General features: G+C 51.6%; 21 protein-coding genes. 19 read left to right on the top strand and 2 right to left on the bottom strand.

Annotated features, from left to right (window positions below; all coding sequences use genetic code 11):
- Window positions 1–65: 65 nt before the first annotated feature.
- On the bottom strand, window positions 66–1,682 hold the full coding sequence (nadB, locus tag C9I99_RS16280; RefSeq protein WP_107350107.1) for an L-aspartate oxidase: 1,617 nt from the start codon (window positions 1,680–1,682) through the stop codon (window positions 66–68).
- A 401-nt stretch (window positions 1,683–2,083) separates the two neighbouring features.
- Between nadB and rpoE the strand changes: the two genes are divergently transcribed.
- The 11 genes from rpoE (at window position 2,084) to acpS (ending at window position 11,194) form a co-directional block, all read left to right on the top strand.
- Window positions 2,084–2,662 carry an RNA polymerase sigma factor RpoE gene (rpoE, locus tag C9I99_RS16275; RefSeq protein ID WP_107349930.1) on the top strand — a complete coding sequence of 193 codons (579 nt, stop codon included), beginning with the start codon at window positions 2,084–2,086 and terminating at the stop codon, window positions 2,660–2,662.
- A 23-nt stretch (window positions 2,663–2,685) separates the two neighbouring features.
- Window positions 2,686–3,348 carry an RseA family anti-sigma factor gene (locus tag C9I99_RS16270; RefSeq protein WP_107349929.1) on the top strand — a complete coding sequence of 221 codons (663 nt, stop codon included), beginning with the start codon at window positions 2,686–2,688 and terminating at the stop codon, window positions 3,346–3,348.
- 14 nt (window positions 3,349–3,362) lie between these two features.
- The gene (rseB, locus tag C9I99_RS16265; RefSeq protein WP_107349928.1) at window positions 3,363–4,337 is read left to right on the top strand and encodes a sigma-E factor regulatory protein RseB; all 975 of its coding nucleotides are present in this window, start codon (window positions 3,363–3,365) and stop codon (window positions 4,335–4,337) included.
- Complete coding sequence (locus tag C9I99_RS16260) at window positions 4,334–4,831, top strand: SoxR reducing system RseC family protein (RefSeq protein WP_107349927.1); 498 nt, start codon at window positions 4,334–4,336, stop codon at window positions 4,829–4,831. Before rseB ends, C9I99_RS16260 begins: the two co-directional genes overlap by 4 nt.
- A 78-nt stretch (window positions 4,832–4,909) precedes the next feature.
- Window positions 4,910–6,706, top strand: coding sequence for a translation elongation factor 4 (gene lepA, locus C9I99_RS16255; protein ID WP_107349926.1), 1,797 nt, complete (start codon window positions 4,910–4,912; stop codon window positions 6,704–6,706).
- A gap of 174 nt (window positions 6,707–6,880) precedes the next feature.
- A complete protein-coding gene (gene lepB, locus C9I99_RS16250; RefSeq protein WP_107349925.1) occupies window positions 6,881–7,780 on the top strand; it encodes a signal peptidase I in 900 nt (299 codons plus the stop codon).
- A 10-nt stretch (window positions 7,781–7,790) separates the two neighbouring features.
- On the top strand, window positions 7,791–8,465 hold the full coding sequence (rnc, locus tag C9I99_RS16245; RefSeq protein ID WP_107349924.1) for a ribonuclease III: 675 nt from the start codon (window positions 7,791–7,793) through the stop codon (window positions 8,463–8,465).
- Entirely contained in the window at window positions 8,462–9,367 is a 906-nt protein-coding gene (gene era / locus C9I99_RS16240) for a GTPase Era (protein WP_107349923.1), read from the top strand. Before rnc ends, era begins: the two co-directional genes overlap by 4 nt.
- A gap of 8 nt (window positions 9,368–9,375) precedes the next feature.
- Window positions 9,376–10,086 (top strand): DNA repair protein RecO, encoded by a 711-nt coding sequence (gene recO / locus C9I99_RS16235; protein WP_107349922.1) that lies wholly within the window; start codon window positions 9,376–9,378, stop codon window positions 10,084–10,086.
- Complete coding sequence (gene pdxJ, locus C9I99_RS16230; RefSeq protein WP_107349921.1) at window positions 10,083–10,814, top strand: pyridoxine 5'-phosphate synthase; 732 nt, start codon at window positions 10,083–10,085, stop codon at window positions 10,812–10,814. The genes recO and pdxJ overlap by 4 nt, the downstream gene beginning before the upstream one ends.
- Window positions 10,814–11,194, top strand: coding sequence for a holo-ACP synthase (gene acpS / locus C9I99_RS16225; protein WP_107349920.1), 381 nt, complete (start codon window positions 10,814–10,816; stop codon window positions 11,192–11,194). The genes pdxJ and acpS overlap by 1 nt, the downstream gene beginning before the upstream one ends.
- 215 nt (window positions 11,195–11,409) lie before the next feature.
- Here the strand turns inward: acpS and barA are convergent, their stop codons facing one another.
- The gene (barA, locus tag C9I99_RS16220; protein WP_107349919.1) at window positions 11,410–14,202 is read right to left on the bottom strand and encodes a two-component sensor histidine kinase BarA; all 2,793 of its coding nucleotides are present in this window, start codon (window positions 14,200–14,202) and stop codon (window positions 11,410–11,412) included.
- A gap of 153 nt (window positions 14,203–14,355) precedes the next feature.
- Here barA and rlmD point away from each other — a divergent pair, with 153 nt between their 5' ends.
- From rlmD to ispF, 8 genes are all read left to right on the top strand, one after another.
- Complete coding sequence (rlmD, locus tag C9I99_RS16215; RefSeq protein ID WP_107349918.1) at window positions 14,356–15,675, top strand: 23S rRNA (uracil(1939)-C(5))-methyltransferase RlmD; 1,320 nt, start codon at window positions 14,356–14,358, stop codon at window positions 15,673–15,675.
- A gap of 32 nt (window positions 15,676–15,707) precedes the next feature.
- Entirely contained in the window at window positions 15,708–17,939 is a 2,232-nt protein-coding gene (relA, locus tag C9I99_RS16210; RefSeq protein ID WP_107349917.1) for a GTP diphosphokinase, read from the top strand.
- Between the two features lie 81 nt (window positions 17,940–18,020).
- Entirely contained in the window at window positions 18,021–18,830 is an 810-nt protein-coding gene (gene mazG / locus C9I99_RS16205; protein ID WP_107349916.1) for a nucleoside triphosphate pyrophosphohydrolase, read from the top strand.
- Between the two features lie 197 nt (window positions 18,831–19,027).
- Window positions 19,028–20,668, top strand: a complete 1,641-nt coding sequence (locus C9I99_RS16200; protein WP_107349915.1) for a CTP synthase — start codon at window positions 19,028–19,030, stop codon at window positions 20,666–20,668.
- Window positions 20,669–20,748: 80 nt separating this feature from the next.
- The gene (gene eno / locus C9I99_RS16195; protein WP_107349914.1) at window positions 20,749–22,050 is read left to right on the top strand and encodes a phosphopyruvate hydratase; all 1,302 of its coding nucleotides are present in this window, start codon (window positions 20,749–20,751) and stop codon (window positions 22,048–22,050) included.
- Between the two features lie 240 nt (window positions 22,051–22,290).
- Window positions 22,291–22,563: a cell division protein FtsB gene (gene ftsB / locus C9I99_RS16190; RefSeq protein WP_107349913.1), complete on the top strand. Its 273-nt coding sequence runs from the start codon at window positions 22,291–22,293 to the stop codon at window positions 22,561–22,563.
- Window positions 22,564–22,604: 41 nt separating this feature from the next.
- Window positions 22,605–23,303 carry a 2-C-methyl-D-erythritol 4-phosphate cytidylyltransferase gene (ispD, locus tag C9I99_RS16185; protein ID WP_107349912.1) on the top strand — a complete coding sequence of 233 codons (699 nt, stop codon included), beginning with the start codon at window positions 22,605–22,607 and terminating at the stop codon, window positions 23,301–23,303.
- Window positions 23,303–23,776 (top strand): 2-C-methyl-D-erythritol 2,4-cyclodiphosphate synthase, encoded by a 474-nt coding sequence (gene ispF, locus C9I99_RS16180; protein WP_107350106.1) that lies wholly within the window; start codon window positions 23,303–23,305, stop codon window positions 23,774–23,776. Before ispD ends, ispF begins: the two co-directional genes overlap by 1 nt.
- Window positions 23,777–23,784 lie beyond the last annotated feature (8 nt).

Genomic DNA, 23,784 nt, shown 5'->3' with positions numbered 1-23,784 from the left:
TATACGTTAGCCATAAAAACGAGGGCCATTTGGCCCTCGTTTTTGGTTCTGGTAGTGCTTTACGGCTACTGCTGATCCGGGATCAGCACGGTTGGCTTGGCTTGCTCTACGGCTTCAGGGTAATCAAGGGTATAGTGCAGCCCGAGGCTTTCCTTTCGCTCGAGGGCGCAGCGTACCATCAGCTCGGCAACCTGAAGCAGATTACGTAGCTCCAGCAGGTTGTTCGAGACTTTGAAGTTGCTGTAGTACTCATCGGTCTCGTCTTTTAGCAACTGGATCCGGCGCATCGCCCGTTCTAGGCGCTTGGTGGTGCGAACAATCCCCATGTAGTCCCACATAAACAGGCGCAGCTCGTGCCAATTATGCTGAATCACCACTTCTTCATCTGAACAGCTGACTTTGCTTTCATCCCAATATGGCAGTGGCGGTGGAATCTCGACGCTGTCCATGTTCTTGGCAATGCTTTCAGCGGCTGCCCATGCATAGACCACACACTCCAGCAGGGAGTTGGAAGCCATACGGTTGGCCCCGTGCAGGCCGGTGTAGCTAACCTCGCCGATAGCATAAAGGCCATCGAGATCGGTTTGGCCCTGTTTGTCGACCACCACGCCGCCACAAGTGTAGTGGGCGGCCGGGACTATCGGGATCGGCTCTTTGGTGATATCGATGCCGAAGGTCAGCAGCTTCTCGTAAATGGTCGGGAAGTGCTTGGTGACAAAGTCGGCCGGTTTGTGGCTGATATCCAAATACATGCAATCGGCACCGAGGCGCTTCATTTCAAAGTCGATAGCCCGGGCAACCACATCTCGCGGTGCCAGCTCGCCTCGCTCATCGAAATCTTTCATAAACCGTGAGCCATCGGGGCGGCGCAGGTATGCCCCTTCGCCGCGCAGGGCTTCGGTCAGGAGGAAGTTACGTGCATCAGGGTGGAACAGGCAAGTGGGATGGAATTGGTTGAACTCCATGTTGGCCACTCGGCAGCCGGCACGCCATGCCATCGCAATCCCGTCACCGGAAGAGACATCCGGGTTGGAGGTATATTGGTAAACTTTCGATGCCCCACCGGTTGCCAGTACCACAAACTTGGCGCGAACGGTTTCTACCGCTTCAAGGTTGCGGTTCCACACATAGGCACCCAGAATACGATTCGGCTGTTCGGTATTGCCCAGCTTGTGGGAAGTGATCAGATCAAGCGCATTGTGGCGCTCAAGTACCTCGATATTGGGGTGGTTGTGAACATTGTCTTGCAATGAGTTTTGCACTGCCATGCCGGTGGCATCGGCGGCATGGAGGATACGGCGGTGGCTATGTCCGCCCTCGCGGGTCAGGTGATAGCGCGGGGCGTCGTCACTGTCGCTCTCTTCGCGGTCAAACGGTACCCCGCCATCGATCAGCCACTGGACGCAGTGCTTGGCATTTTCGGCAATGAAGCGGACAACCTCTTCATCACACAAGTGGGCACCAGCAATCTGGGTGTCCTCGACGTGGGAATCGACACTGTCTGATTCGTCAAAGACGGCGGCAATTCCGCCTTGGGCATAGAAGGTCGCTCCTTCGCTGCGCGGTCCCTTGCTCAGTACGATCACTTTGCCCATGGGTGCCAGTCGAAGGGCCAATGACAGTCCTGCTGCACCACTACCAACAACAAGCACATCACATTGATGTTCACGGTTTTCGTTCATAATGATTTCATATCCCTGTGGTAATCCCGCTATCTTACCAAATTCCATTCATTTTGTTCATTTTTGACGGATGGTTCACAAATCCCCCGCCTGAAGCGATATAATGCACAAATCAGCGTGACCAAAGCGTGCACACAGCAGACATACTGCTTTAATACAATGGAAAAATCGCGCACTATTATTGAGAAATAATATTTTCCTTGGGAACTTTGCTCGTTCCCCTAGGTCTTAAATAGTGCTCACGCTCATACATTTTTATCATACTGTTTTGATTGAGCATACTCGTCATAGCTAGGCGAGTTCGGCACAAGGGGGAGCCGCGGGAAACGTGTGTTTTTTGGGACCCTGCCGTAACAACAGATAAAAATGCGGGTGAATTTGATATAGGAGTACACGCTCGAATGAGCGAGCAGCAAACTGATCAGGTATTAATTGAGCGGGTACAGCGTGGTGACAAGCAGGCATTCAATTTACTGGTAGTGAAATACCAGAATAAAGTCTGCAACTTAGTTGCCAGATACGTCAGCAACTCCGGTGATGTACCGGATGTCGCTCAAGAAGCATTTATTAAGGCGTACCGAGCACTGCCGACTTTTCGGGGTGAGAGTGCGTTTTATACATGGTTGTATCGAATCGCTGTTAACACGGCGAAAAACTATTTAGTTGCTCAGGGGCGTCGCCCGCCTGCGTCGGATGTGGATGCGGAGGAGGCGGAATATTATGAAAGTGGTAGTGCACTGAAAGAAATTTCGAACCCTGAGAACCAAATGTTGTCTGATGAATTAAGGCGGGTAGTTTTCAGTACCATTGAAGGGTTACCGGATGATCTCAAAACGGCGATCACCTTGCGCGAGCTGGAAGGCTTAAGCTATGAGGAAATCGCAGAGGTCATGGGGTGTCCGGTCGGTACAGTACGCTCCCGTATATTTCGAGCGCGAGAGGCGGTTGAAAAACGTATTCGACCTCTTACACAGCGATAGTGTTGGGCCAAACGGTGAAAAAGATGGCTGATAAAGAAAAAATCTCGTCATTGCTTGATGGCGAAGAGCTGGATCAGAGCATTATTAATGCATTGGCTGTCGATGACGATAGTCAGCAGACCTGGCAGAACTTCAACCTCATTGGTGATGTGATGCGCGGGGAAGCACCGCAAAACAAGGAATGGGACATTGCGGCTAAGGTAGCACTGGCGCTGGAGGATGAACCTGTTCATACGGGTACTACCGTACAGGCAGAGCCTGCCTCTGTGGTCTCTATTGCAACGGCGCGTGAGACGCGGGTTGAAGAATCTCAGCCGACACCTCAGCAAGCCAAACGTAAGATGCCAGCTTGGCTGACCCAGTTCGGGCAGGTGGCGGTTGCCGCTTCGGTGTCTTTGGCGGTGATTGTGGGTGTCCAGCAATACAATGGTGGTGAGAGTTCACTTACGACAGCGGTAGGAGAGTCTCAGTTACCGGTTCTCGAAACTATCCCGTTTGCAGGTACGGCTGAACCAGTGAGCTTGACTCGTGATTCAGTACGTTCGAGCCGTCATGCCGGCCCGAGCGAAGAGCAGGTGATGGAGCAACGTCGCCGCATCAATGCCATGCTGCAGGATTATGAATTACAGCTTCGCCTCAATGCTGAAGACGGCTCTATTGACCGTACGATGCTCGACGTGAATTAATCGATGGCGGATAAATGAAGAGACTTCTGGTCGGTGTATTGACACTGGTCAGCCTCGCGATGCCGTGCCAAGCCTCTGCTGAAGAACCGGTTTCTTCTGCCGAGGCTTTGTTGCATCAAATGGATGAGGCGAGCCGAAAACTCAGTTATGAGTTGTCATATATCTTAATCAAGAAAAACAGTATCGAGCCCCTGCGTTATCGTCATGCGTTGGAAGATGGCGAGACCTTTGCGCATCTGGTTTATCTCAGCGGTCCACCCCGTGAGGTTATCCAGCGTGGGCAGGAGGTCAGTTATTTCGAACCGGGGTTGGATCCGTTTACCATCGACAGCAACAAAATGGTGGCACCACTGCCGCCAATCATGAAAACCGACATCAATGAATTGGCCGGCTACTACGACTTTATCTCGATGGGGCGTGCCCGAGAAGCGGGGGTGCCGTGTGATGTCGTGCGGATTGCCCCTAAAGACGGTGCTCGCTACTCCTATCTGCTATGGATTGATACCCTCAGCAAGCTGGTGATGCGGGCCGACTTGCTCGACCGTGACGGTGAGCCGCTGGAGCAGTACCGTGCGGTATCTTATGTCATCAACCCGAAAGTGGCTGATGTCCTGAAAAGCCTGAAGACCATCGAGCTGCCGGCTGTGGTGCAATTGCCGCCTCAGCCTCAGGCTGAACTCGATTGGCAGGTTAACTGGTTGCCTCAAGGGTTTGAATCTATCTCGCGCAACCGCCACCGGTTAATGATGACCGAGCGCCCGGTTGAGAGCAAAATGTTCAGTGATGGCTTGTTCAGTTTCTCGATTTACATTTCATCAGCCGACAACTTTACCGTTAGGGAGCAATTGGTGCGCCAAGGCCGGCGGACATTGCATAGCTACCTGCTCAATGACAAAGAAGTGACCGTGGTTGGTGATATTCCGCCTGCCACCGCGCGGCGGGTAGCGGAATCTGTGGTGTTTAATGTGGCCGGGAGCCATACCCCATGATGCGCTCACTGGCTGAAGTGATCGCCGCCGAACCCGGTGAGATCACTGTTAGCTGCCAGCAACAAACCAGTTGCGGCAGCTGTGCCTCGCGCGATAGTTGCGGCACTGGTATCGTCAGCAAAGCGCTGCCGGGGCGTCAGCACCAGCTCAAAATTGCAACCGATAAACCGGTTAAGGTCGGTGATGTGGTCGAGATTGGCTTGTCCGAACGCAGCATGCTTCATTCGGCAACCTTAGTTTATGTGCTGCCTTTGCTATGCTTAGTGCTAGGAGCGGCGCTTGGTCAGTGGTGGTTTGTGACATTGGCAGGTGGCGGAGAGCTGGGAGTGATCTTGACGGCACTGGTAAGTGCGGCGCTTGGATTGGGTTTGGCACGCCGATTGGCGATGCGGGTAGAAGGGACCTCAGCCTATAAACCTCACCTGATCCGGGTGCTCGGTAATCCGGTTTCGGCAGCGTTAGCAATAAATGGCGCATCGAAAGATAGCGGCTAGCGGCGAAATTCGGTAGAATCCGTCAACTTGATCTGTAGATCCCATTCATTTTTAATCACGAGTTAGTCACGCCAATTCATGAAGCACATTCGTAACTTTTCGATTATTGCACATATCGACCATGGTAAGTCGACCTTATCCGACCGTCTAATCCAAGTCTGTGGCGGCCTTTCCGATCGTGAAATGGCTGCGCAGGTTCTGGATTCCATGGATCTTGAACGCGAACGCGGTATCACTATCAAAGCCCAGAGCGTGACGCTCGACTATACGGCTAAAGATGGTGAAACCTACCAGTTAAACTTTATCGATACCCCGGGACACGTGGACTTTTCATATGAAGTATCGCGTTCTCTGGCGGCCTGTGAAGGTGCGCTATTGGTTGTCGATGCCGGCCAGGGGGTTGAGGCTCAAACACTGGCAAACTGTTACACAGCAATGGAAATGGATCTGGAAGTCGTGCCAATCTTGAACAAGATTGACTTGCCAGCGGCCGATCCTGAGCGCGTAGCAGAAGAAATTGAAGACATTGTTGGTATCGATGCCCTAGAAGCGACGCGTTGTTCAGCGAAGACGGGTCTGGGTGTTGACGATGTTCTAGAAAATATTGTATCTGCTATTCCAGCGCCAGAAGGCGATCCTGACGCGCCGCTTCAGGCTTTGATCATCGATTCATGGTTCGATAACTACCTGGGTGTTGTTTCTTTGGTCCGTATTAAAAACGGTAAACTGAAGAAGAACGACAAAATCAAGGTAATGAGTACCGACCAGGTTTGGGGTGTTGACCGTCTCGGTATCTTCACACCAAAACAAGTCGATACCACAGAGTTGAATACGGGCGAAGTAGGCTGGGTTGTTTGTGGTATCAAAGATATCCTGGGTGCGCCTGTGGGTGATACCTTGACCTTGGCGAAGAATGGCTGCGAAAAAGCGCTTCCTGGTTTCCAAAAGGTGAAGCCGCAGGTATATGCTGGTTTGTTCCCGGTCTCTTCTGATGACTACGAGAACTTCCGAGATGCGCTAGGTAAGCTTAGCCTTAACGATGCCTCTTTGTTCTACGAACCAGAAAGCTCAGCAGCTCTAGGTTTTGGTTTCCGTTGTGGCTTCCTTGGTATGCTGCATATGGAAATTATCCAGGAGCGTTTGGAGCGAGAATATAACCTTGCGCTGATCACCACGGCACCGACGGTAGTTTACGAGGTCGAGAAATCTGATGGTTCGATGATCTATGTTGATAGCCCATCGAAATTACCAGCAGTTAACGATATCGAAGTGATCGGCGAGCCTATTGCACGCTGTAATATCTTGGTACCAAGTGAATACCTCGGCAACGTGATCACCTTGTGTGTTGAGAAGCGTGGTATGCAGGTTGACATGGTTTACCACGGTAACCAAGTTGCCCTGACATACGATATTCCGATGTCTGAAGTGGTATTGGACTTCTTCGACCGCTTGAAGTCGACGTCTCGCGGTTATGCATCGCTGGATTACAACTTCCAACGCTATGAGCCATCTAACATGGTTCGTGTTGATGTGATGATCAATGGTGAGCGTGTTGATGCGCTGGCGATTATTACCCACAAAGACAATGCCAATGGTCGTGGTCGTGATTTGGTTGATAAAATGAAGGAATTCATTCCTCGCCAGATGTTCGATATTGCTATCCAGGCTGCAATTGGCGGTATGATCATCGCTCGTGCAACCGTTAAGCAGCTACGCAAAAACGTAATCGCGAAGTGTTACGGCGGTGATATTAGCCGTAAGAAAAAGCTCCTGCAGAAGCAGAAAGAAGGTAAGAAGCGAATGAAGCAGATCGGTAATGTCGAACTGCCACAGGAAGCGTTCCTTGCTATTTTGCACGTAGGCAAAGACAAATAACTATAACTTATTGTTATCAGTGGACGATTTTATGTCCCCCTTGCTACCATAAGCAAAGACATTGATAACAGAAGCAATGCAGCAGGCTCGTCTTGCTGCATTGTTATATCGAGTGGGCTGTAATCGGCAGTAGCCGTTACGCTGACTTGGTAATTGATATAAGTAGGGAAGATAATGGCAAATACTTTTTCGCTTATCCTGGTACTGGCAACATTGGTAACCGGGATCATTTGGGCTCTGGATAAATTTATCTGGGCGCCGAAGCGCCAATTAAAAATTGAAGCGGCGGCAGCCAATGCCGGCGAACAGGTGGATGCTAAAACTCTACAGACCGTGGCACCGCAACCGAGCTGGGTAGAATCTGCCAGTTCGATGTTTCCGGTGATCGCGCTCATTATGGTATTTCGCTCATTTATTTATGAGCCGTTCCAGATCCCATCCGGTTCGATGATGCCGACCTTGCTAGTCGGTGATTTCATTCTGGTTGAGAAGTTTTCCTACGGTCTGAAAGACCCGGTTTTCCGTCATCAGATGGTTGAAACCGGTGAGCCAGAGCGTGGTGACATTGTGGTATTCAAATACCCGCCTCAGCCGAACATCGATTACATCAAGCGTGTCGTTGGCTTACCGGGCGATACCGTTCGTTACAGTGCCCACAAACAAATTTGTGTGGCGACGAAAGGATCAAGCGAGTGCAAGCCTGTACCGTTGACAGAGATGACCGATAGCGAATTTAGCCAGGGTATGACCCGTCTGGTGCAGTTCAACGAACAGTTGGGCGAGCATGAACACCAGATCCTGGTACACCCACTGAAACGTGACCGTACGTTGGCCTACCAGCCACGCCCGGGGAGCAGCGAGTGGGTTGTGCCTGAAGGCCAGTATTTCGTGATGGGCGACAACCGCGACAACAGTGCAGATAGCCGTTACTGGGGCTTCGTACCTGAAGCTAATCTAGTGGGCAAGGCGGTCGGGATCTGGATCAGCTTTGAGTTTGAACGAGGTGCTGACAGTGCACTTCCATCTTGGATTCCTACCGGTGTGCGCTTTAGCCGCATCGGTGGCATAAACTGATCGGGAAAAAATGACCACTCCTGCAAACAGGCTCCAGCGCAAGCTGGGCTACCAATTTAACAATCTTGATTTGATGACCCTGGCACTGACACACCGCAGTGCCAATGGGACACACAACGAGCGTCTGGAATTTTTGGGCGATTCGATCCTCAGCTTCGTGATCGCTGATGATCTCTACCACCGCTTCCCTGAAGTGGATGAAGGCGACATGAGCCGCATGCGTGCCACGCTGGTACGCGGCAAGACACTGGCTGAGTTAGGCCGCGAGTTTGATCTTGGCGATCACTTGTTGCTTGGCCCTGGCGAGTTGAAGAGCGGTGGTTTCCGCCGTGATTCGATTCTGGCTGACTGTGTCGAGGCAATCATAGGCGCTATCTACCTCGATAGCGATATTGAGAAAGTGCGCGGTATCGTGTTGAGCTGGTATCAGTCCCGCCTTGAAACGATCAAGCCGGGCATCAACCAGAAAGATCCGAAAACGCGCCTGCAGGAATGCCTGCAGGGACGTCGCCAGCCATTACCTGCCTATACGGTAACTAAGGTACATGGTGAGGCACATAACCAAGAGTTTACGGTGCAGTGTGAAGTGGCAGGCTTGGAGAAGCCTGTTATCGGTAAAGGCGGCAGTCGGCGCAAGGCAGAGCAGGCAGCGGCAGAAATTGCGCTTAAGCAGTTGGAATCATGACAGATAAGCAACACTGTGGCTTTATTGCCATCGTCGGTCGCCCGAATGTAGGCAAATCGACGCTCCTGAACCGTCTTGTCGGACAGAAGCTCTCTATTACTTCGCGTAAACCTCAGACTACGCGCCACCGTATCATGGGTGTTGATACCCGCGATGGCTACCAGGCGGTTTATGTTGATACCCCAGGTCTGCACATTGAAGAGAAGCGGACTATCAACCGTTTGATGAACCGTGCGGCCAGCAGCTCGCTGACTGATGTCGAGTTGGTACTGTTCTTGGTCGACGGTACCATGTGGACTGACGATGATGAGATGGTACTGAACAAGCTTAAAAAGAGTGAGTTACCAACAGTACTGTTGATCAACAAAGTTGATAATGTTAAAGAAAAAGGCGACTTATTCCCGCATCTAGATGCATTGTCTAAGAAAATGGACTTTGTTGATGTTGTGCCTATTTCAGCGAAAAGCGGTACTAACGTAGATGCCGTTGAGAAGATCGTACGTGAGCACTTACCTGAAGGCGAATATTACTTCCCGGAAGAGTACGTCACTGACCGTTCTCAGCGCTTTATGGCTTCAGAAATTATCCGTGAGAAACTGATGCGTTTCTTGGGTGATGAACTGCCGTACTCGGTAACGGTAGAAATTGAACGTTTCGATTTCAACCCACGTACTAACGGTTTTGATATCAATGGTTTGATTCTGGTTGAACGTAAAGGCCAGAAGAAAATGGTGATCGGTAAAAATGGTGAGAAGATGAAAGTCATCGGCCGTGAAGCCCGTATTGATATGGAAGATCTGTTCGAGCGCAAGGTGTACCTTGAGCTATGGGTAAAAGTGAAATCCGGTTGGGCAGATGATGAACGTGCCCTGCGTAGCCTAGGCTATATTGACGATCTATAAGGTAGCGAATGGAAGGGCTTCAGCGTTGTTTTGTCCTTCATTCTCGTCCTTATAGCGAGACGAGCCTGATCCTCGATGTCTTCAGCGAGGATTCAGGCCGTCTTACTCTCCTGTCAAAAGGAGCGCGCCGCAAGCGCTCTAACCTCAAAGGGGCACTCCAGCCCTTCACTCCACTCTTCATGAAGTGGTCCGGCAAGGGCAGTATGCCCGTATTAACTCATGCCGAGCCAATCAGTATCGGCCTGCCGATGCGCAGTTACATCTTGTATTCAGCCATGTACGTCAATGAGTTATTGGCTCGAGTACTGGAGACGAATACCCCTTACCCTGTGTTGTTTCTGGATTACCTGAATGTGCTGCGTGAACTGGCACAGGCGGAGAATCCAGAGCCAGCATTACGGCGTTTCGAGCTCGCGTTACTGCAACATTTGGGCTACGGCATCGACTTTCTCCACTGCGCGGGCAGCGGCTTGCCGGTGGATGATTCGATGACCTACAACTACCGGGAGCAGCTGGGCTTTATCGCCTCGCTGAAAATGGGGCAATTGACCTTTACCGGTGAGCAGCTCAAAGCCGTTGCGGCCCGCCGTTTCGAAACCCCAGACCAGCTCCGGGCGGCAAAGCGCTTTACACGCATCGCCCTAAAGCCTTATCTTGGCGGCAAACCATTAAAAAGCAGGGAATTGTTTATCCCTAGAGGAAGGAGTACCGGAAAATGAACAACATCTTACTCGGCGTGAATATTGACCACATTGCAACTTTGCGTAATGCCCGCGGCACCCGTTACCCGGATCCAGTGCATGCGGCCGAGGTGGCAGAGCGTGCCGGAGCAGACGGTATTACCATCCACCTGCGTGAGGACCGTCGTCACATTACCGACCGTGATGTACGTATCCTACGCGAAACTATCCAGACCCGTATGAACCTGGAAATGGCGGTGACCGATGAGATGGTCCAGATCGCGCTGGACACCCAGCCTGAGTTTGTTTGTCTGGTACCGGAGAAACGTGAAGAACTCACGACGGAAGGTGGTTTGGATGTGGCTGGCCAGCTGGAGAAAATCAAAGCCGCTACCGCCACTCTGACTGAAGCTGGGATCAAGGTTTCACTGTTTATTGATGCTGATCGCACTCAGATCGATGCGGCTGTTGCCTGTGGCGCGCCTTACATCGAGCTTCACACCGGTCACTACGCCGATGCCGAGACTGAAGAAGAGCAGCAGGCGGAGCTGAAGAAAATCGCCGCAGCGGCAAGCTATGCTGACGATCAGGGCATCAAGGTCAATGCCGGACATGGCCTGACTTACCACAACGTGAAGCCGATTGCGGCCCTGCCTGAGCTGTATGAGCTGAACATTGGCCACTCTATCATTGGCCGTGCGGTCTTTGACGGTTTGGACAAAGCGGTTGCCGATATGCGTGAAGAAATGCTGAGTGCCCGCCGCTAATGGCTATCGTCGGCTTGGGTACGGACATTGCTGATATCGAGCGGGTGGAGCAAGCTTTTGCCCGTACCGGGGATGCCTTTGCCCAGCGCCTGCTGACCCCGAGCGAATATGAGTGTTACCGAGCACTCAAGCATCAGGGGCGCTTTCTGGCTAAACGCTTTGCGGTCAAGGAAGCGGCGTCAAAAGCGCTGGGGACCGGTATTGCCTGCGGAGTGACCTTCCATGACTTCATTGTCACCAACGATGAGCGCGGTAAACCCTTGCTGGCATTATCGGGCAAAGCGGCCGAACTTGCCGAGGCGATGGGAGTGAACCATGTTCATCTGACCATTGCCGACGAGAAGAAATACGCCGTCGCGACGGTGGTATTGGAGAGCTAGCTCTCCGGCCCGTGGCAAGAGGCTATTGGCAATAGGTTGTTAATGCGAACTGTCAGCCCACAAGATATGAGTTTCAATAAAAATCCCCGATTTATCGGGGATTTTTTTTAGTGTGTATCTACTTTACGGGGGTCATATCACCATAGCCCATAGCCCATAGCCCATAGCCCATAGCCCATAGCCCATAGCCCATAGCCCATAGCCCATAGCCCCGTTTAATGCCGATACGCTTTCGACGCCTTGACCACGTTGTTCATCTCGTCGACAAGCTCGAACAGTTCCGGCTCGATATCATCGATGGATGCACCGGCCTTGAGCTCGCTCTCGATGGTGTGGCACAGACTCTTGAGGCGCGGTACGCCGCTGTAGGCACAGCTACCGTGGAGCTTGTGAATAGGCGGCCACAGCTCGATATCCTTGCCATCAAGTGCTTCGTTGACCAGCATCTCCACTTCGGGCATGAAATCGAGCAGCATTTGCAGCATATCTTTGGCCAGCTCTTCCTTGCCGGCAGCTTGCTTCAATGCCAACTCCCAATTCCAGCTGACATTGGAGTTGATTACCGCTTCTGTGTCATTGTTCGCGGTGTCTAGCATTGCGTCAGCTTGCTCAGTGCTTGGTATCTCGATCTCAGCAATCGGCTTGTCGTGCGGTGTACTCCACTTGGCAAGAATCTGTTGCAGGATCCGCTCTTCAATCGGCTTGGTCAGGTAGTCATCCATTCCCGCCTCAATCAAGCGCTCGCGTTCACCGGCCATGGCATGGGCAGTAACGGCAATCACGGGAGTGGCATGGTTGAGCTTGGTTTCGTGGATCGCCTGACAGGCCATGACCCCATCCATTTCCGGCATTTGGATATCCATGAAGATCAGGTCGAAGGCTTTCTGGTGGGCATATTCAACGGCTTTGCGGCCCCCGCTGGCAGTGATCACCGTTTCGACCCGCTCGCACAGTAGTGCCGAGATCAATTTGAGGTTAGCCGGGTTATCATCGACAGCCATAACCGTCAGTGGCTGGATACTTGGTGCTTCGTTGCTGATCGGTTGCGGCTCTGGCTCGCTGAACGGATCCGGCTCACAGACCAAGGATTCGAATAATTTACGGTGTCCCAAAGGCTTAGGCAGGCACGAGGTCACCCCTGCATTGATCAGGCGCTCGGACAGGGCCAGTTCGGTGGTCGGCAGGCTGACAATCACTTTCTCACTGAGTTGCTCGGCCTTGAAGACCTGATCGAGTAAGGTTGCCAGCGGTGGTTGTTCACCCGGTGACAGGTTGAGCAGGGTAAAGTCGTGGTGCTCGGCATCGTCGGGCATGCTTGAGCGGTACGTGACATGAATACCAGCACGGATCAGGCGCTGCTGGATTACCGATGCAGCCTGCATGTTTGGCTCGATCAGTAGCAGCTTCTTGTTCACTAGCGAATGGGTGTCGATTGGCTGGGACACCGGTAGATCGGTCTTGTTCAGACGCAGGCTGAACCAGAAGGTCGAGCCTTGGTGCAAGCGGGACGTTAAGCTGACTTCACCGCCCATCTGGCTGACCAGCTTCTGGGTGATCACCAGACCAAGTCCGGTACCGCCATAGCGGCGTGAAATACTGGCATCGGCCTGGCGGAAGGCTTGGAATAGCTGCGCCTGCTGGCGTTCAGAAATACCGATCCCGGTGTCACGCACCATAAATTGCAGCTCTAAGCTTTCATCACGCTCGGTTTTGAGCTCGACAGAGACATCGATATTGCCGCGCTCGGTAAATTTCACCGCGTTACCGATCAGATTGGTCAGTACCTGCTGGATCCGCAGCGGATCGCCAATCATCCCGCTCGGAATACGGTGGTCGACTTTGAGGGTTAGCTCAAGCCCTTTTTCATGGGCGCTCGGGGCCAGCAGCTTCATCACTTCATCCAGCGACTCGGTGAAGTCGAATGGGATATTTTCCAGCAGCAGTTTACCGGCTTCCAGCTTGGAGAAATCAAGGATATCGTTGATGATGGTCAGCAGGTTGTTGGCCGACTTCTCGATGGTCTGCAGGTAATCTTGCTGGCTGGTGCTCAGGCGGGTTTTGAGCATTTGGCGGGTAAAGCCGATCACCCCGTTAAGAGGGGTACGCAGTTCGTGGGACATATTGGCGAGGAATTCGGATTTGACCCGTGCTGCTTCCTGTGCCCGTTTTTTAGCGATATCCAACTCGACGTTTTGGATTTCCAACTGCTCTAGAGTTTCGCGTAGATCCGAGGTGGCCTGATCGATACTCTGCTGCATTTCGATATGGTATTCCGACAGTGAAATCGCCATGGCATTGATCCCGTTTTTCAGGATATCCAGCTCACCCAGCAACTGGCCTTCGATACGGACATCAAGGTGGCCACGGCGGATTCGGTCGACCACGCTGACCATATGCGAGATAGGACGGGTCACATCCTTCATTAACCGATAGGCAAACAAGGAGGAAAGCGTCAGGCCAAACAAGAGCACCATCAAGGCGGTGAATACTTCTTGGTATTGCTGTAGGCGAAGCGCACTCAGGTCGAGTTCGAGCGCGATGTAGCCGAGGACTTCGGCCTGATAGCCGGGGATGGACGAGCTGCTAAATTGTCCCTCTTTAAGGATTGGTGCCCTTAGGATCAGCGAGTTCTCATTGAGCCGGGTTTCCAGCAGCATGGGGATCGGTTGGCCCTGGGGGTACATCAACGCCTCGAAGTTGCGGTGGAAATTCGAGGTAACAAACAACTCATTATCGGTATTGAAGACCGCGATGCTGCGCACGATTTGCGAATGCTTACGATGGGCGTAGCTGATCAACCGCCGGACCGGTTCGCGGTTCTTGTCGGCCATGCCATATTCGGTGGAGATCGCCAGAGGCTCGATAATACTGGCACCGGTTGAGATCAGCTGGTGTTCAAGATCGCGATACCGGCTCATGGTAAAAAATGTGCTCAAAAGCAGGCCAATAATCAGCGTCGGTGCTAATGTCAGGGTGAATACCCTGGCACGAAGTCCATATTTGGTCATGGTTCTCTTAATTACAAGAATGCGATTCTATGGGACAATTATCCCATCTATGGCCGCTAGCTTAATGAAAGTCAGGCTATTCGACAATCAACTCATCCTAAACTGTTGTTGAAATCACCAGTTTGGACCAATTGCTCCGTGGATCCAATTACTATGGCACGCTTTTTTAAGCCTCAGAAACGAAAATTAACCGATACCAAGCATAAAGAAATCACTATCAGCCGGCTCGACCATCAGGGTGCTGGTATTGGTCACCTCGACCGCAAACCGGTATTTGTCGAAGGGCTATTGCCTGGAGAAAAGGCCATTATCCAGCTGACGGATGACAAAAAGCAATTTGCCCGCGCCAAAGTGATCCGCCGCTTGAGTGATAGCAGCGAACGGGTGGCTCCGGCTTGCCCGCTGTACGATCAGTGCGGTGGCTGTAACTTGCAGCATTTATCACATCAAGGCCAGGTAACGGCTAAACAGCAGTCGCTGGGGGAGCTGATGGGCAAATTCGCCCCAGCTGGCGAGCCCGTTGAGCAGGTTGCACCGATCACAAGCGATGAATGGCAGTACCGTCGCTGCGCCCGCCTCAGCATCATGCCTAAAGGCGGAGAGCTGAAGATTGGTTTTCGCAAAAAACAGAGCAAGGATGTTGTGGATGTCGAGCACTGTCCGGTATTGACACAGTCACTGAATGAACTTTTACCCGCTTTGCGTACCCTGCTATCTCAGCTCAAGGGGCGCAAGCACCTTGGCCATGTCGAACTGGTTGAAGCCGATAACGGGCGGGTGGTGCTGATCCGCCATTTGCAGCCATTTTCTGACAAAGACATGACCGCCCTCCGTCAGTTTGCTGACCAACATCAGTTAATGTTGTACCTAGCGCCCACTTCTGATGCCTTGGATAGCATTTCCGATTCGGTCCCTTATTATGAGTTGGATGGTCAGCAGCTTGCCTTCTCACCGAAGGATTTTATTCAGGTCAACCGCGAGGTAAACCAGAAAATGGTGGCACAGGCAATCGACTGGCTGGCTGTTGGGCCTGATGACCGTGTGCTTGATCTATTCTGTGGACTAGGTAATTTCAGTTTACCGCTCGCAAAGCGAGCAAATGCACTGGTTGGTGTTGAAGGTGTCGACGAGATGGTGCATCGTGCATCAGAGAATGCAAAAAACAACCAACAGGTTAATGCTGAGTTTTACCAGGCGAACCTGGAAGAGGATGTCACGGCAAAATCGTGGGCAAAAGAAAAATTCAGTAAGGTATTGCTCGACCCTGCCCGGGCCGGCGCAGCAGGCGTCATGCAGCACGTGGTGAATCTGGGGCCGGAGCGAGTGGTGTATGTTTCTTGTAATCCAGCAACGTTGGCACGAGACAGCCAGGAATTACTGAAGCAAGGTTATCAGTTGGAACGGTTGGGTATGATGGACATGTTCCCTCATACCGGACATTTGGAGTCGATGGCATTATTTATCAAGCGATAGGCTCACATTATTAGAGTAAACAGGATAGAAAAATGGTCGCAGTTCGCGGTGCGCATTTAAAGGAAAATGATACATTTGAGCTTTCTTCTTGGGTGGATAGTCTGCAGCAGGATGCTAAGGTTGCGAAGCATCTGAGCAAGGCTTATCAGCAATGTATCGAGTTAACGACAGGGGACGAGCGCGCGTCATTATTGTTATGGCGGGGCCGCGAGATGGTCGAGATCCTGGTAACACTGAGCATGGACCGAGATACGCTGGTGGCAGCCCTGCTGTTTCCGTTGGTTGAGGCCGGCGTATATAGCCATGAGCAACTCAAGGAAGACTACAACAATACCATTTTGCAGATGGTCAAGGGTGTCAGCCAGATGGCGGCGATAGGCCAACTCAATGCAACGAAGGAAGGCGCCGAGCAGTCAGCCCAGGTGGATAATATCCGCAGAATGCTGTTATCGATGGTGGATGATTTTCGTTGCGTGGTGATCAAGCTTTCTGAGCGGATCTGTAACTTACGCGAAGTGAAAGACGAGCCGGATGAGGTACGCAGGGCGGCCGCTAAAGAGTGCGCCAATATCTACGCACCGCTGGCCAACCGTCTCGGGATCGGTCAGCTTAAGTGGGAGATTGAGGATTACGCCTTCCGCTACCGCCAGCCTGAAACCTACAAGCAGATCGCCAAACAATTGTCTGAGCGCCGGATTGACCGCGAGCAATACATCGATCACTTCGTGACGGACCTGGCTGATGACATGAAGGCGTCAGCCATAAAGGCCGATGTACAGGGCCGGCCTAAGCATATCTACAGTATCTGGCGCAAAATGCAGAAGAAGAGCCTGGCGTTCGATGAGCTGTTTGATGTCCGTGCCGTGCGGATCATCGCCGACGAAATCCAGGATTGCTATGCCGCGCTGGGCATCGTCCACACCAAATACCGCCACCTGCCGAAAGAGTTTGACGACTATGTCGCCAACCCGAAACCAAACGGTTACCAGTCGATCCACACGGTCGTACTGGGGCCGGAAGGCAAAACCATCGAGATCCAGATCCGGACCAAGCAGATGCACGAGGAGTCGGAGCTGGGGGTGGCTGCCCACTGGAAATACAAGGAAAGCGGCTCTTCTTCAGGTGGTGCTAAATCGTCATACGACGAGAAAATTAACTGGTTGCGTAAACTGCTGGCCTGGCAGGAAGAGATGTCCGACTCGGGCGAGATGCTCGATGAGCTACGCAGTCAGGTGTTTGATGACCGTGTTTATGCCTTTACGCCGAAAGGGGATGTGGTCGACTTGCCATTGAATGCGACCCCGCTGGATTTTGCTTACCATATTCACTCCGAAGTCGGTCACCGCTGTATTGGCGCGAAGGTTGAAGGGCGTATTGTGCCTTTCACCTATCACCTGCAAATGGGCGAGCAGGTCGAAATTATTACCCAGAAAGAGCCGAACCCATCGCGGGACTGGCTGAATCCTAATCTTGGCTTTGTTACGTCGAGCCGTGCCCGCTCCAAGGTACATGCGTGGTTCCGCAAGCAAGATCGGGACAAAAACATGGCGGCAGGCCGTGAAATTCTAGAAATCGAGCTAGTGAAAATTGGCGCGAAAATGAAGGATGCCGAAGCTTACGCGCTCAAGCGTTTCAATGTTAATTCCGCGGACGAGTTGTTTGCTGGGATCGGCAGCGGTGACTTGCGGATCAATCAGGTTATCAACCACATTAACTCCCTGGTCAACAAGCCGACGGCCGAGGAAGAAGATCAGCAATTGCTGGAAAAATTGACCGAAGCCAGCAGCAAACCGGCCACAAGCAAAAAACCACAGCGTGATGCGGTGGTGGTGGAAGGGGTCGATAATCTGATGACCCACCTGGCTCGCTGCTGTCAGCCTATCCCGGGCGATGATATCCAGGGATTCGTTACGCAGGGTCGGGGGATCTCGGTTCACCGCAGTGACTGTGAACAGCTTGAGGAGCTGCGCCATGTAGCACCTGAGCGGATCATCGACACGGTATGGGGCGGTGGCTTTGTGGGCAACTACCATATCACGGTCCGAGTGACGGCCGCTGAGCGCAACGGTCTGCTCAAGGAACTCACCAACACCTTGGCCAACGAAAAAGTCAAAGTGGCCGGAATGAAGAGCCGAGTCGATTACAAGAAGCAGATGTCGATCATGGATTTCGATCTCGAATTAACCGACCTTGAGGTCTTGAGCCGGGTACTCAAGCGTATCGAGCAGGTGAGAGATGTCGCCGAGGCCAAGCGATTGCACTAAAATGGCAATCAGAACATAACTATTTGAAGCGGGAAGCGAAGGCGACCCGCTTTTTTTTAGCCAAAGAAAGGAAATCACAGTATGAGCGAGAACAAAGCGCCCATTGAGCAATTGGTTGAGATTATGACTACATTGCGTGACCCACAGCAGGGTTGCCCCTGGGACTTGAAACAGACCTTTTCCTCCATTGTGCCGCATACCCTGGAAGAAGCTTACGAAGTGGCTGATGCTATCGAGCAGCAGAATTGGGATGATGTGCGTGAGGAGCTCGGTGATCTGTTGTTCCAAGTGATTTTCTACAGCCAGCTTGGCAAAGAGCAGGGGTTATTTGATTTTGATGATGTGGTCCGTGGTATCAACGAGAAGCTGACCCGTCGTCATCCGCATGTGTTTGCTGATACTGAGTTTGCCAATGAGGCAGAGATCAATGCCAACTGGGAAGCGGAGAAAGCCAAGGAGCGCTCAGTCAAAGGGGAGGATGCCAGTGTATTGGCTAACATCCCGCAGGCTATGCCTGCGCTTATCCGGGCCGATAAAATCCAGAAGCGCTGTGCCAAGCACGGATTTGATTGGGACACCCTAGGGCCGGTAGTCGGCAAGGTGCATGAAGAGATTGAAGAGGTGATGGAAGAGGTCATTCAAGTGTCACCCGATCAAGGTAAAATCGAAGAAGAAATGGGGGATTTGTTGTTTGCTGTCGCCAACTTCAGCCGTCATGTGCAGGTCAAACCGGAAGTGGCTCTGAAGAAAGCCAACCAGAAATTCGAGCGCCGTTTTCGCGAAGTGGAGAAAACTGTGCTAGAAAGAGGGAAGCGAATTGACGATTGCTCCCTGGATTATTTGGATGCTATCTGGGATGAGGTCAAGCGTAACGAGCTGAAGACAAAGTAAGCGAGGTGGGGGAGATAGTGGCAGTCGCACGGATGAATGCTCAATCTATAGTCATCTAGTTTAGTAGAATTGATTTGAGACAAAAAAAAACCAAACGTGCTGTGATAGTTTTCACGTTGTGGCAATAAAGTGTGTCTGGTATACTAATTTCCCGTCCAGATACACTTTATCCTCTATACCAATCTTCCAGGTAAAACATGACGACGAATTACATTTTTGTTACGGGCGGGGTCGTATCCTCACTAGGTAAAGGTATTGCTGCAGCATCGCTGGCGGCTATTCTAGAAGCGCGTGGTCTTAACGTGACCATGATGAAACTAGACCCTTACATCAACGTTGACCCAGGCACAATGAGCCCAATTCAGCATGGTGAAGTATTCGTAACGGAAGACGGTGCAGAGACTGACCTTGACCTAGGTCACTATGAGCGTTTCATCCGTACCAAGATGACCAAGCGCAATAACTTCACTGCGGGACGTGTTTACGCCGATGTACTGCGTAAAGAGCGTCGTGGTGACTACCTAGGTGCAACGATTCAGGTTATCCCACACATCACCAATGCGATCAAAGAACGTGTTATTGCAGGTGCAGAAGGCCACGACGTAGCAATCGTCGAAGTTGGCGGCACTGTAGGTGATATCGAATCTTTACCATTCATGGAAGCGATCCGTCAGCTAGCGGTTGAGCTTGGTCGTGAGCGCGCAATGTTCATGCACCTGACGCTTGTTCCATACTTGGCAGCTGCTGGCGAAGTGAAAACCAAGCCAACTCAGCATTCAGTGAAAGAACTGCTTTCTATCGGTATCCAGCCTGACATCCTAGTATGTCGTTCTGACCGTAACATCCCTGCTAACGAGCGTGCGAAAATCGCCCTGTTCTGTAACGTGCAGGAAAAAGCTGTTATCTCAATGAAAGACGTAGATTCTATCTACAAGATCCCACAGCTTATCAAGGCTCAAGGCCTAGATGACTTGGTTTGTCAGCGCTTTGGCATTACAGCCCCAGACGCAGACCTGACTGAGTGGGAACAGGTGATCTACGAAGAAGCAAACCCAACTGCCGAAGTGACTATCGGTATGGTGGGTAAGTACATCGAACTACCAGATGCATACAAGTCAGTGAATGAAGCACTGAAGCATGCCGGTCTTAAGAACCGTCTGTCAGTGAAGATTAAGTACGTTGATTCTCAGGATGTTGAGTCTAAAGGTACAGAAGTACTGGAAGGCCTTGACGCTATCCTGGTTCCTGGTGGCTTCGGCGGCCGTGGTGTGGAAGGTAAAATCCAAACTGCACAATACGCCCGTGAAAACAAAATTCCTTACCTTGGCATCTGCCTGGGTATGCAGGTCGCTCTTATTGAGTTTGCCCGTAACGTGGCAGGCCTTGAAGGCGCACACTCAACAGAGTTCGACGCCCAGTCTAAGCACCCAGTAGTTGGCTTGATCACTGAGTGGGTTGACGGCGAAGGTAACGTTGAAGAGCGTACTGAAAAATCGGATCTAGGCGGTACAATGCGTCTGGGTTCTCAGCTATGTCACTTGGCTGAAGGTTCGAAAGCGCGTGAGCTATACGGTAACCCAACAGTACATGAGCGTCACCGTCACCGCTATGAAGTAAACAACAACCTACTTCCTCGCCTAGAGAAAGCAGGTCTGAAGGTTTCTGGTCTGTCAGCAGACAAGAAATTGGTGGAAATTATTGAGATCCCTAACCACCCATGGTTTGTGGCTGCTCAGTTCCACCCTGAGTTCACCTCGACCCCTCGCGATGGTCACCCTCTGTTTGAAGGTTTCGTGAAGGCTGCTGGCGATAACCAGCGCGGTGAACTTAACAAGTAAGGATTACGGATAGCTGTAGCAGTGATGGCTGCAGCTATTTTTTTAGCTTTTAATTTCAAGATAAAGCAAGAGGAAACACAATGTCTAAGATCGTTAAAGTTCTAGGTCGTGAAATCATTGATTCACGTGGTAACCCAACTGTAGAAGCTGAAGTTCACCTAGAAGGCGGTTTCGTAGGTATGGCTGCTGCTCCATCTGGCGCATCAACTGGTTCTCGTGAAGCTCTTGAGCTACGCGACGGTGACAAGTCTCGTTTCCTAGGTAAAGGTGTTCTTAAAGCTGTTGAAGCTGTGAACGGCCCAATCGCGGAAGCTCTTGTAGGCAAAGATGCTAAAGCTCAAGCTGACATCGACCAGATCATGCTTGACCTAGACGGCACTGAAAACAAATCTAACTTCGGTGCAAACGCAATCCTAGCTGTATCTCTAGCGAACGCTAAAGCTGCTGCAGCGGCTAAAGGCATGCCTCTATACGAGCACATCGCTGAGCTAAACGGTACTGCTGGTCAGTTCTCTATGCCTCTTCCAATGATGAACATCATCAACGGTGGTGAGCACGCTGATAACAACGTTGACATCCAAGAGTTCATGATTCAGCCAGTTGGCGCGAAAACGCTTAAAGAAGGTCTACGCATCGGTGCTGAAGTATTCCACAACCTAGCTAAAGTACTTAAGGCGAAAGGCCTAAGCACTGCTGTTGGTGACGAAGGTGGTTTCGCTCCTAACCTAGAGTCAAACGCTGCTGCACTAGCTGCAATCAAAGAAGCTGTTGAAGCTGCTGGTTACGTTCTAGGTAAAGACGTTACTCTTGCTATGGACTGTGCTGCATCTGAGTTCTACGACAAAGAAGCTGGCAACTACAACATGAAAGGCGAAGGCAAAATCTTCACTTCTGAAGAGTTTAACTTCTACCTACAAGATCTTGCTAACCAGTACCCAATCGTTTCTATCGAAGATGGCCTGGACGAGTCTGATTGGGCTGGCTTCAAGCACCAGACTGAACTAATGGGCGACAAGCTTCAGCTAGTTGGTGACGATCTATTCGTTACAAACACTAAGATCCTTGCTGAAGGTATCGAGAAAGGCGTAGCTAACTCTATCCTTATCAAGTTCAACCAGATCGGTTCTCTAACTGAGACTCTAGCTGCAATCAAGATGGCTAAAGACGCTGGTTACACTGCAGTTATCTCTCACCGTTCAGGTGAAACTGAAGATGCAACTATCGCTGATCTAGCGGTAGGTACTGCTGCAGGTCAAATCAAGACTGGTTCTATGAGCCGTTCTGACCGTGTTGCTAAGTACAACCAGCTAATCCGTATCGAAGAAGCGCTAGGTGAGAAAGCACCTTACAACGGTCTTAAAGAAGTTAAAGGCCAAGCTTAATTAAAAGCTGCGCATCGGGGTTACCCGAGCTGATACTAAAAACCGCCCCCTAGGGGCGGTTTTTTTATGGGCGAATAGCGGCTTGGCGGCCTACTGCCCCTAGTGTCAACGTGCAAGTTATGGGAATATACCGAACTGAGTAATATTCAGTTTGGTATTATTACCAGCGGCTTGACACGTCTTTGTGTTTCAATCTGTTATGATTAGCTTAATTTCTTACATCATTGCCAAGAGGGTGCAATGCGATTGTTAAACCTCCTGCTGCTGGCTATCCTCAGCTGGTTACAGTATGACTTCTGGCTCGGCAAGAACGGCATGGTTGACTACGTCGCGGTGCGCGATAATGTGGCTGTGCAGCAACAGGCCAATGCCGAGCTGGTCCAGCGTAACCAACAGATGTATTTCGAAATTCATGACTTGCACCGTGGTCAGGAAGCAATCGAAGAACGCGCCCGCAACGAGCTGGGCATGATTGGAACAGATGAGACCTTTTTCCGTATTGTCAGCGACTGACCCCCAGAGACTTGCCTGGCTTGAGCCAGCTTTGAAGATGCATGAATGATAAATTGATCGCAGTCGTTCCGGCTGCTGGTGTCGGTAGCCGTATGGCGGCTGACCGCCCAAAACAGTACTTGCACATCGCTGGCAAGACGATTCTTGAACATACCATTGACCGTTTGCTCCAACACCCAAAGGTAGAACGGGTAGTGGTCGCGATCAGCGAGAATGACCCCTATTTCCCAACCTTACCGTTGGCGGATCACCCGCAGGTGACCCGGGTTGATGGTGGTGCAGAGCGGGCTGATTCCGTATTTTCCGGCTTGGCCGCTATTGATGATCCTGATGCCTGGGTGCTGGTCCATGATGCCGCACGTCCTTGTTTGCGTCAGCAGGATCTCGACCGGTTGATCCTCGAGGCACAGGCGAGCGAATTCGGTGCTATTTTAGCAGCACCGGTTCGTGACACGATGAAACGTGGCAATGGCCATCAAGCGATAGCCGTCACGGTTGACCGGAGTGATCTGTGGCATGCCCTGACGCCGCAGATGTTCCGTGCTGGCCAGTTAAAGCTCGCACTGGAAAAGGCGCTGGCCGACGGTGCGGTGGTCACAGACGAGGCCTCGGCGCTGGAGCATTGTGGCATGGCACCTAAATTGGTCACCGGGCGTGCCGACAACTTAAAGGTTACCCAACCTGAAGATCTCGCGCTCGCGGAGTTTTACTTGCAACATTTATTGAAGGATGAGCAATGATGCGTATTGGACACGGCTTTGACGTGCACAAATTTGGTGGCGAAGGCCCGGTAATTATTGGTGGCGTTGCGATTCCTTATGCGCAGGGGCTGATCGCCCATTCCGATGGTGACGTGGCCCTGCATGCGGTATGTGACGCCTTGCTGGGTGCCATTGGCGCTGGTGATATTGGTCGCCACTTTCCGGATACCGATGCTGAATGGAAAGGGGCTGACAGTCGTATGTTGCTGCGCGACGTATACCGCAAAGTAAAAGCAAAAGGCTACCGCTTGGGGAATCTGGATGTCACCATCATTGCCCAGGCACCCAAAATGGCACCGCATATTGATGCGATGTGCCAAGCTATTGCCGAGGATTTGGAAACGGACGTTGAGAATATCAATGTTAAAGCGACCACCTCGGAGCGTCTTGGTTTTACCGGACGCAAAGAAGGCATTGCCTGTGAAGCCGTTGTGCTGATCGGTAAAGAATAAATCGGGCA

This window comes from Photobacterium lutimaris (genome assembly GCF_003025555.1).
Taxonomy (GTDB): domain Bacteria; phylum Pseudomonadota; class Gammaproteobacteria; order Enterobacterales; family Vibrionaceae; genus Photobacterium; species Photobacterium lutimaris.
Note: the sequence above shows the minus strand (reverse complement) of the source record. Positions and strands in the feature narration are given on the sequence as shown.

Coding starts and splice junctions, on each gene's coding strand:
- nadB (WP_107350107.1), bottom strand. CDS start 1,682: ATGAACGAAAACCGTGAACATCAATGTGATGTGCTTGTTGTTGGTAGT.
- rpoE (WP_107349930.1), top strand. CDS start 2,084: ATGAGCGAGCAGCAAACTGATCAGGTATTAATTGAGCGGGTACAGCGT.
- C9I99_RS16270 (WP_107349929.1), top strand. CDS start 2,686: ATGGCTGATAAAGAAAAAATCTCGTCATTGCTTGATGGCGAAGAGCTG.
- rseB (WP_107349928.1), top strand. CDS start 3,363: ATGAAGAGACTTCTGGTCGGTGTATTGACACTGGTCAGCCTCGCGATG.
- C9I99_RS16260 (WP_107349927.1), top strand. CDS start 4,334: ATGATGCGCTCACTGGCTGAAGTGATCGCCGCCGAACCCGGTGAGATC.
- lepA (WP_107349926.1), top strand. CDS start 4,910: ATGAAGCACATTCGTAACTTTTCGATTATTGCACATATCGACCATGGT.
- lepB (WP_107349925.1), top strand. CDS start 6,881: ATGGCAAATACTTTTTCGCTTATCCTGGTACTGGCAACATTGGTAACC.
- rnc (WP_107349924.1), top strand. CDS start 7,791: ATGACCACTCCTGCAAACAGGCTCCAGCGCAAGCTGGGCTACCAATTT.
- era (WP_107349923.1), top strand. CDS start 8,462: ATGACAGATAAGCAACACTGTGGCTTTATTGCCATCGTCGGTCGCCCG.
- recO (WP_107349922.1), top strand. CDS start 9,376: ATGGAAGGGCTTCAGCGTTGTTTTGTCCTTCATTCTCGTCCTTATAGC.
- pdxJ (WP_107349921.1), top strand. CDS start 10,083: ATGAACAACATCTTACTCGGCGTGAATATTGACCACATTGCAACTTTG.
- acpS (WP_107349920.1), top strand. CDS start 10,814: ATGGCTATCGTCGGCTTGGGTACGGACATTGCTGATATCGAGCGGGTG.
- barA (WP_107349919.1), bottom strand. CDS start 14,202: ATGACCAAATATGGACTTCGTGCCAGGGTATTCACCCTGACATTAGCA.
- rlmD (WP_107349918.1), top strand. CDS start 14,356: ATGGCACGCTTTTTTAAGCCTCAGAAACGAAAATTAACCGATACCAAG.
- relA (WP_107349917.1), top strand. CDS start 15,708: ATGGTCGCAGTTCGCGGTGCGCATTTAAAGGAAAATGATACATTTGAG.
- mazG (WP_107349916.1), top strand. CDS start 18,021: ATGAGCGAGAACAAAGCGCCCATTGAGCAATTGGTTGAGATTATGACT.
- C9I99_RS16200 (WP_107349915.1), top strand. CDS start 19,028: ATGACGACGAATTACATTTTTGTTACGGGCGGGGTCGTATCCTCACTA.
- eno (WP_107349914.1), top strand. CDS start 20,749: ATGTCTAAGATCGTTAAAGTTCTAGGTCGTGAAATCATTGATTCACGT.
- ftsB (WP_107349913.1), top strand. CDS start 22,291: ATGCGATTGTTAAACCTCCTGCTGCTGGCTATCCTCAGCTGGTTACAG.
- ispD (WP_107349912.1), top strand. CDS start 22,605: ATGAATGATAAATTGATCGCAGTCGTTCCGGCTGCTGGTGTCGGTAGC.
- ispF (WP_107350106.1), top strand. CDS start 23,303: ATGCGTATTGGACACGGCTTTGACGTGCACAAATTTGGTGGCGAAGGC.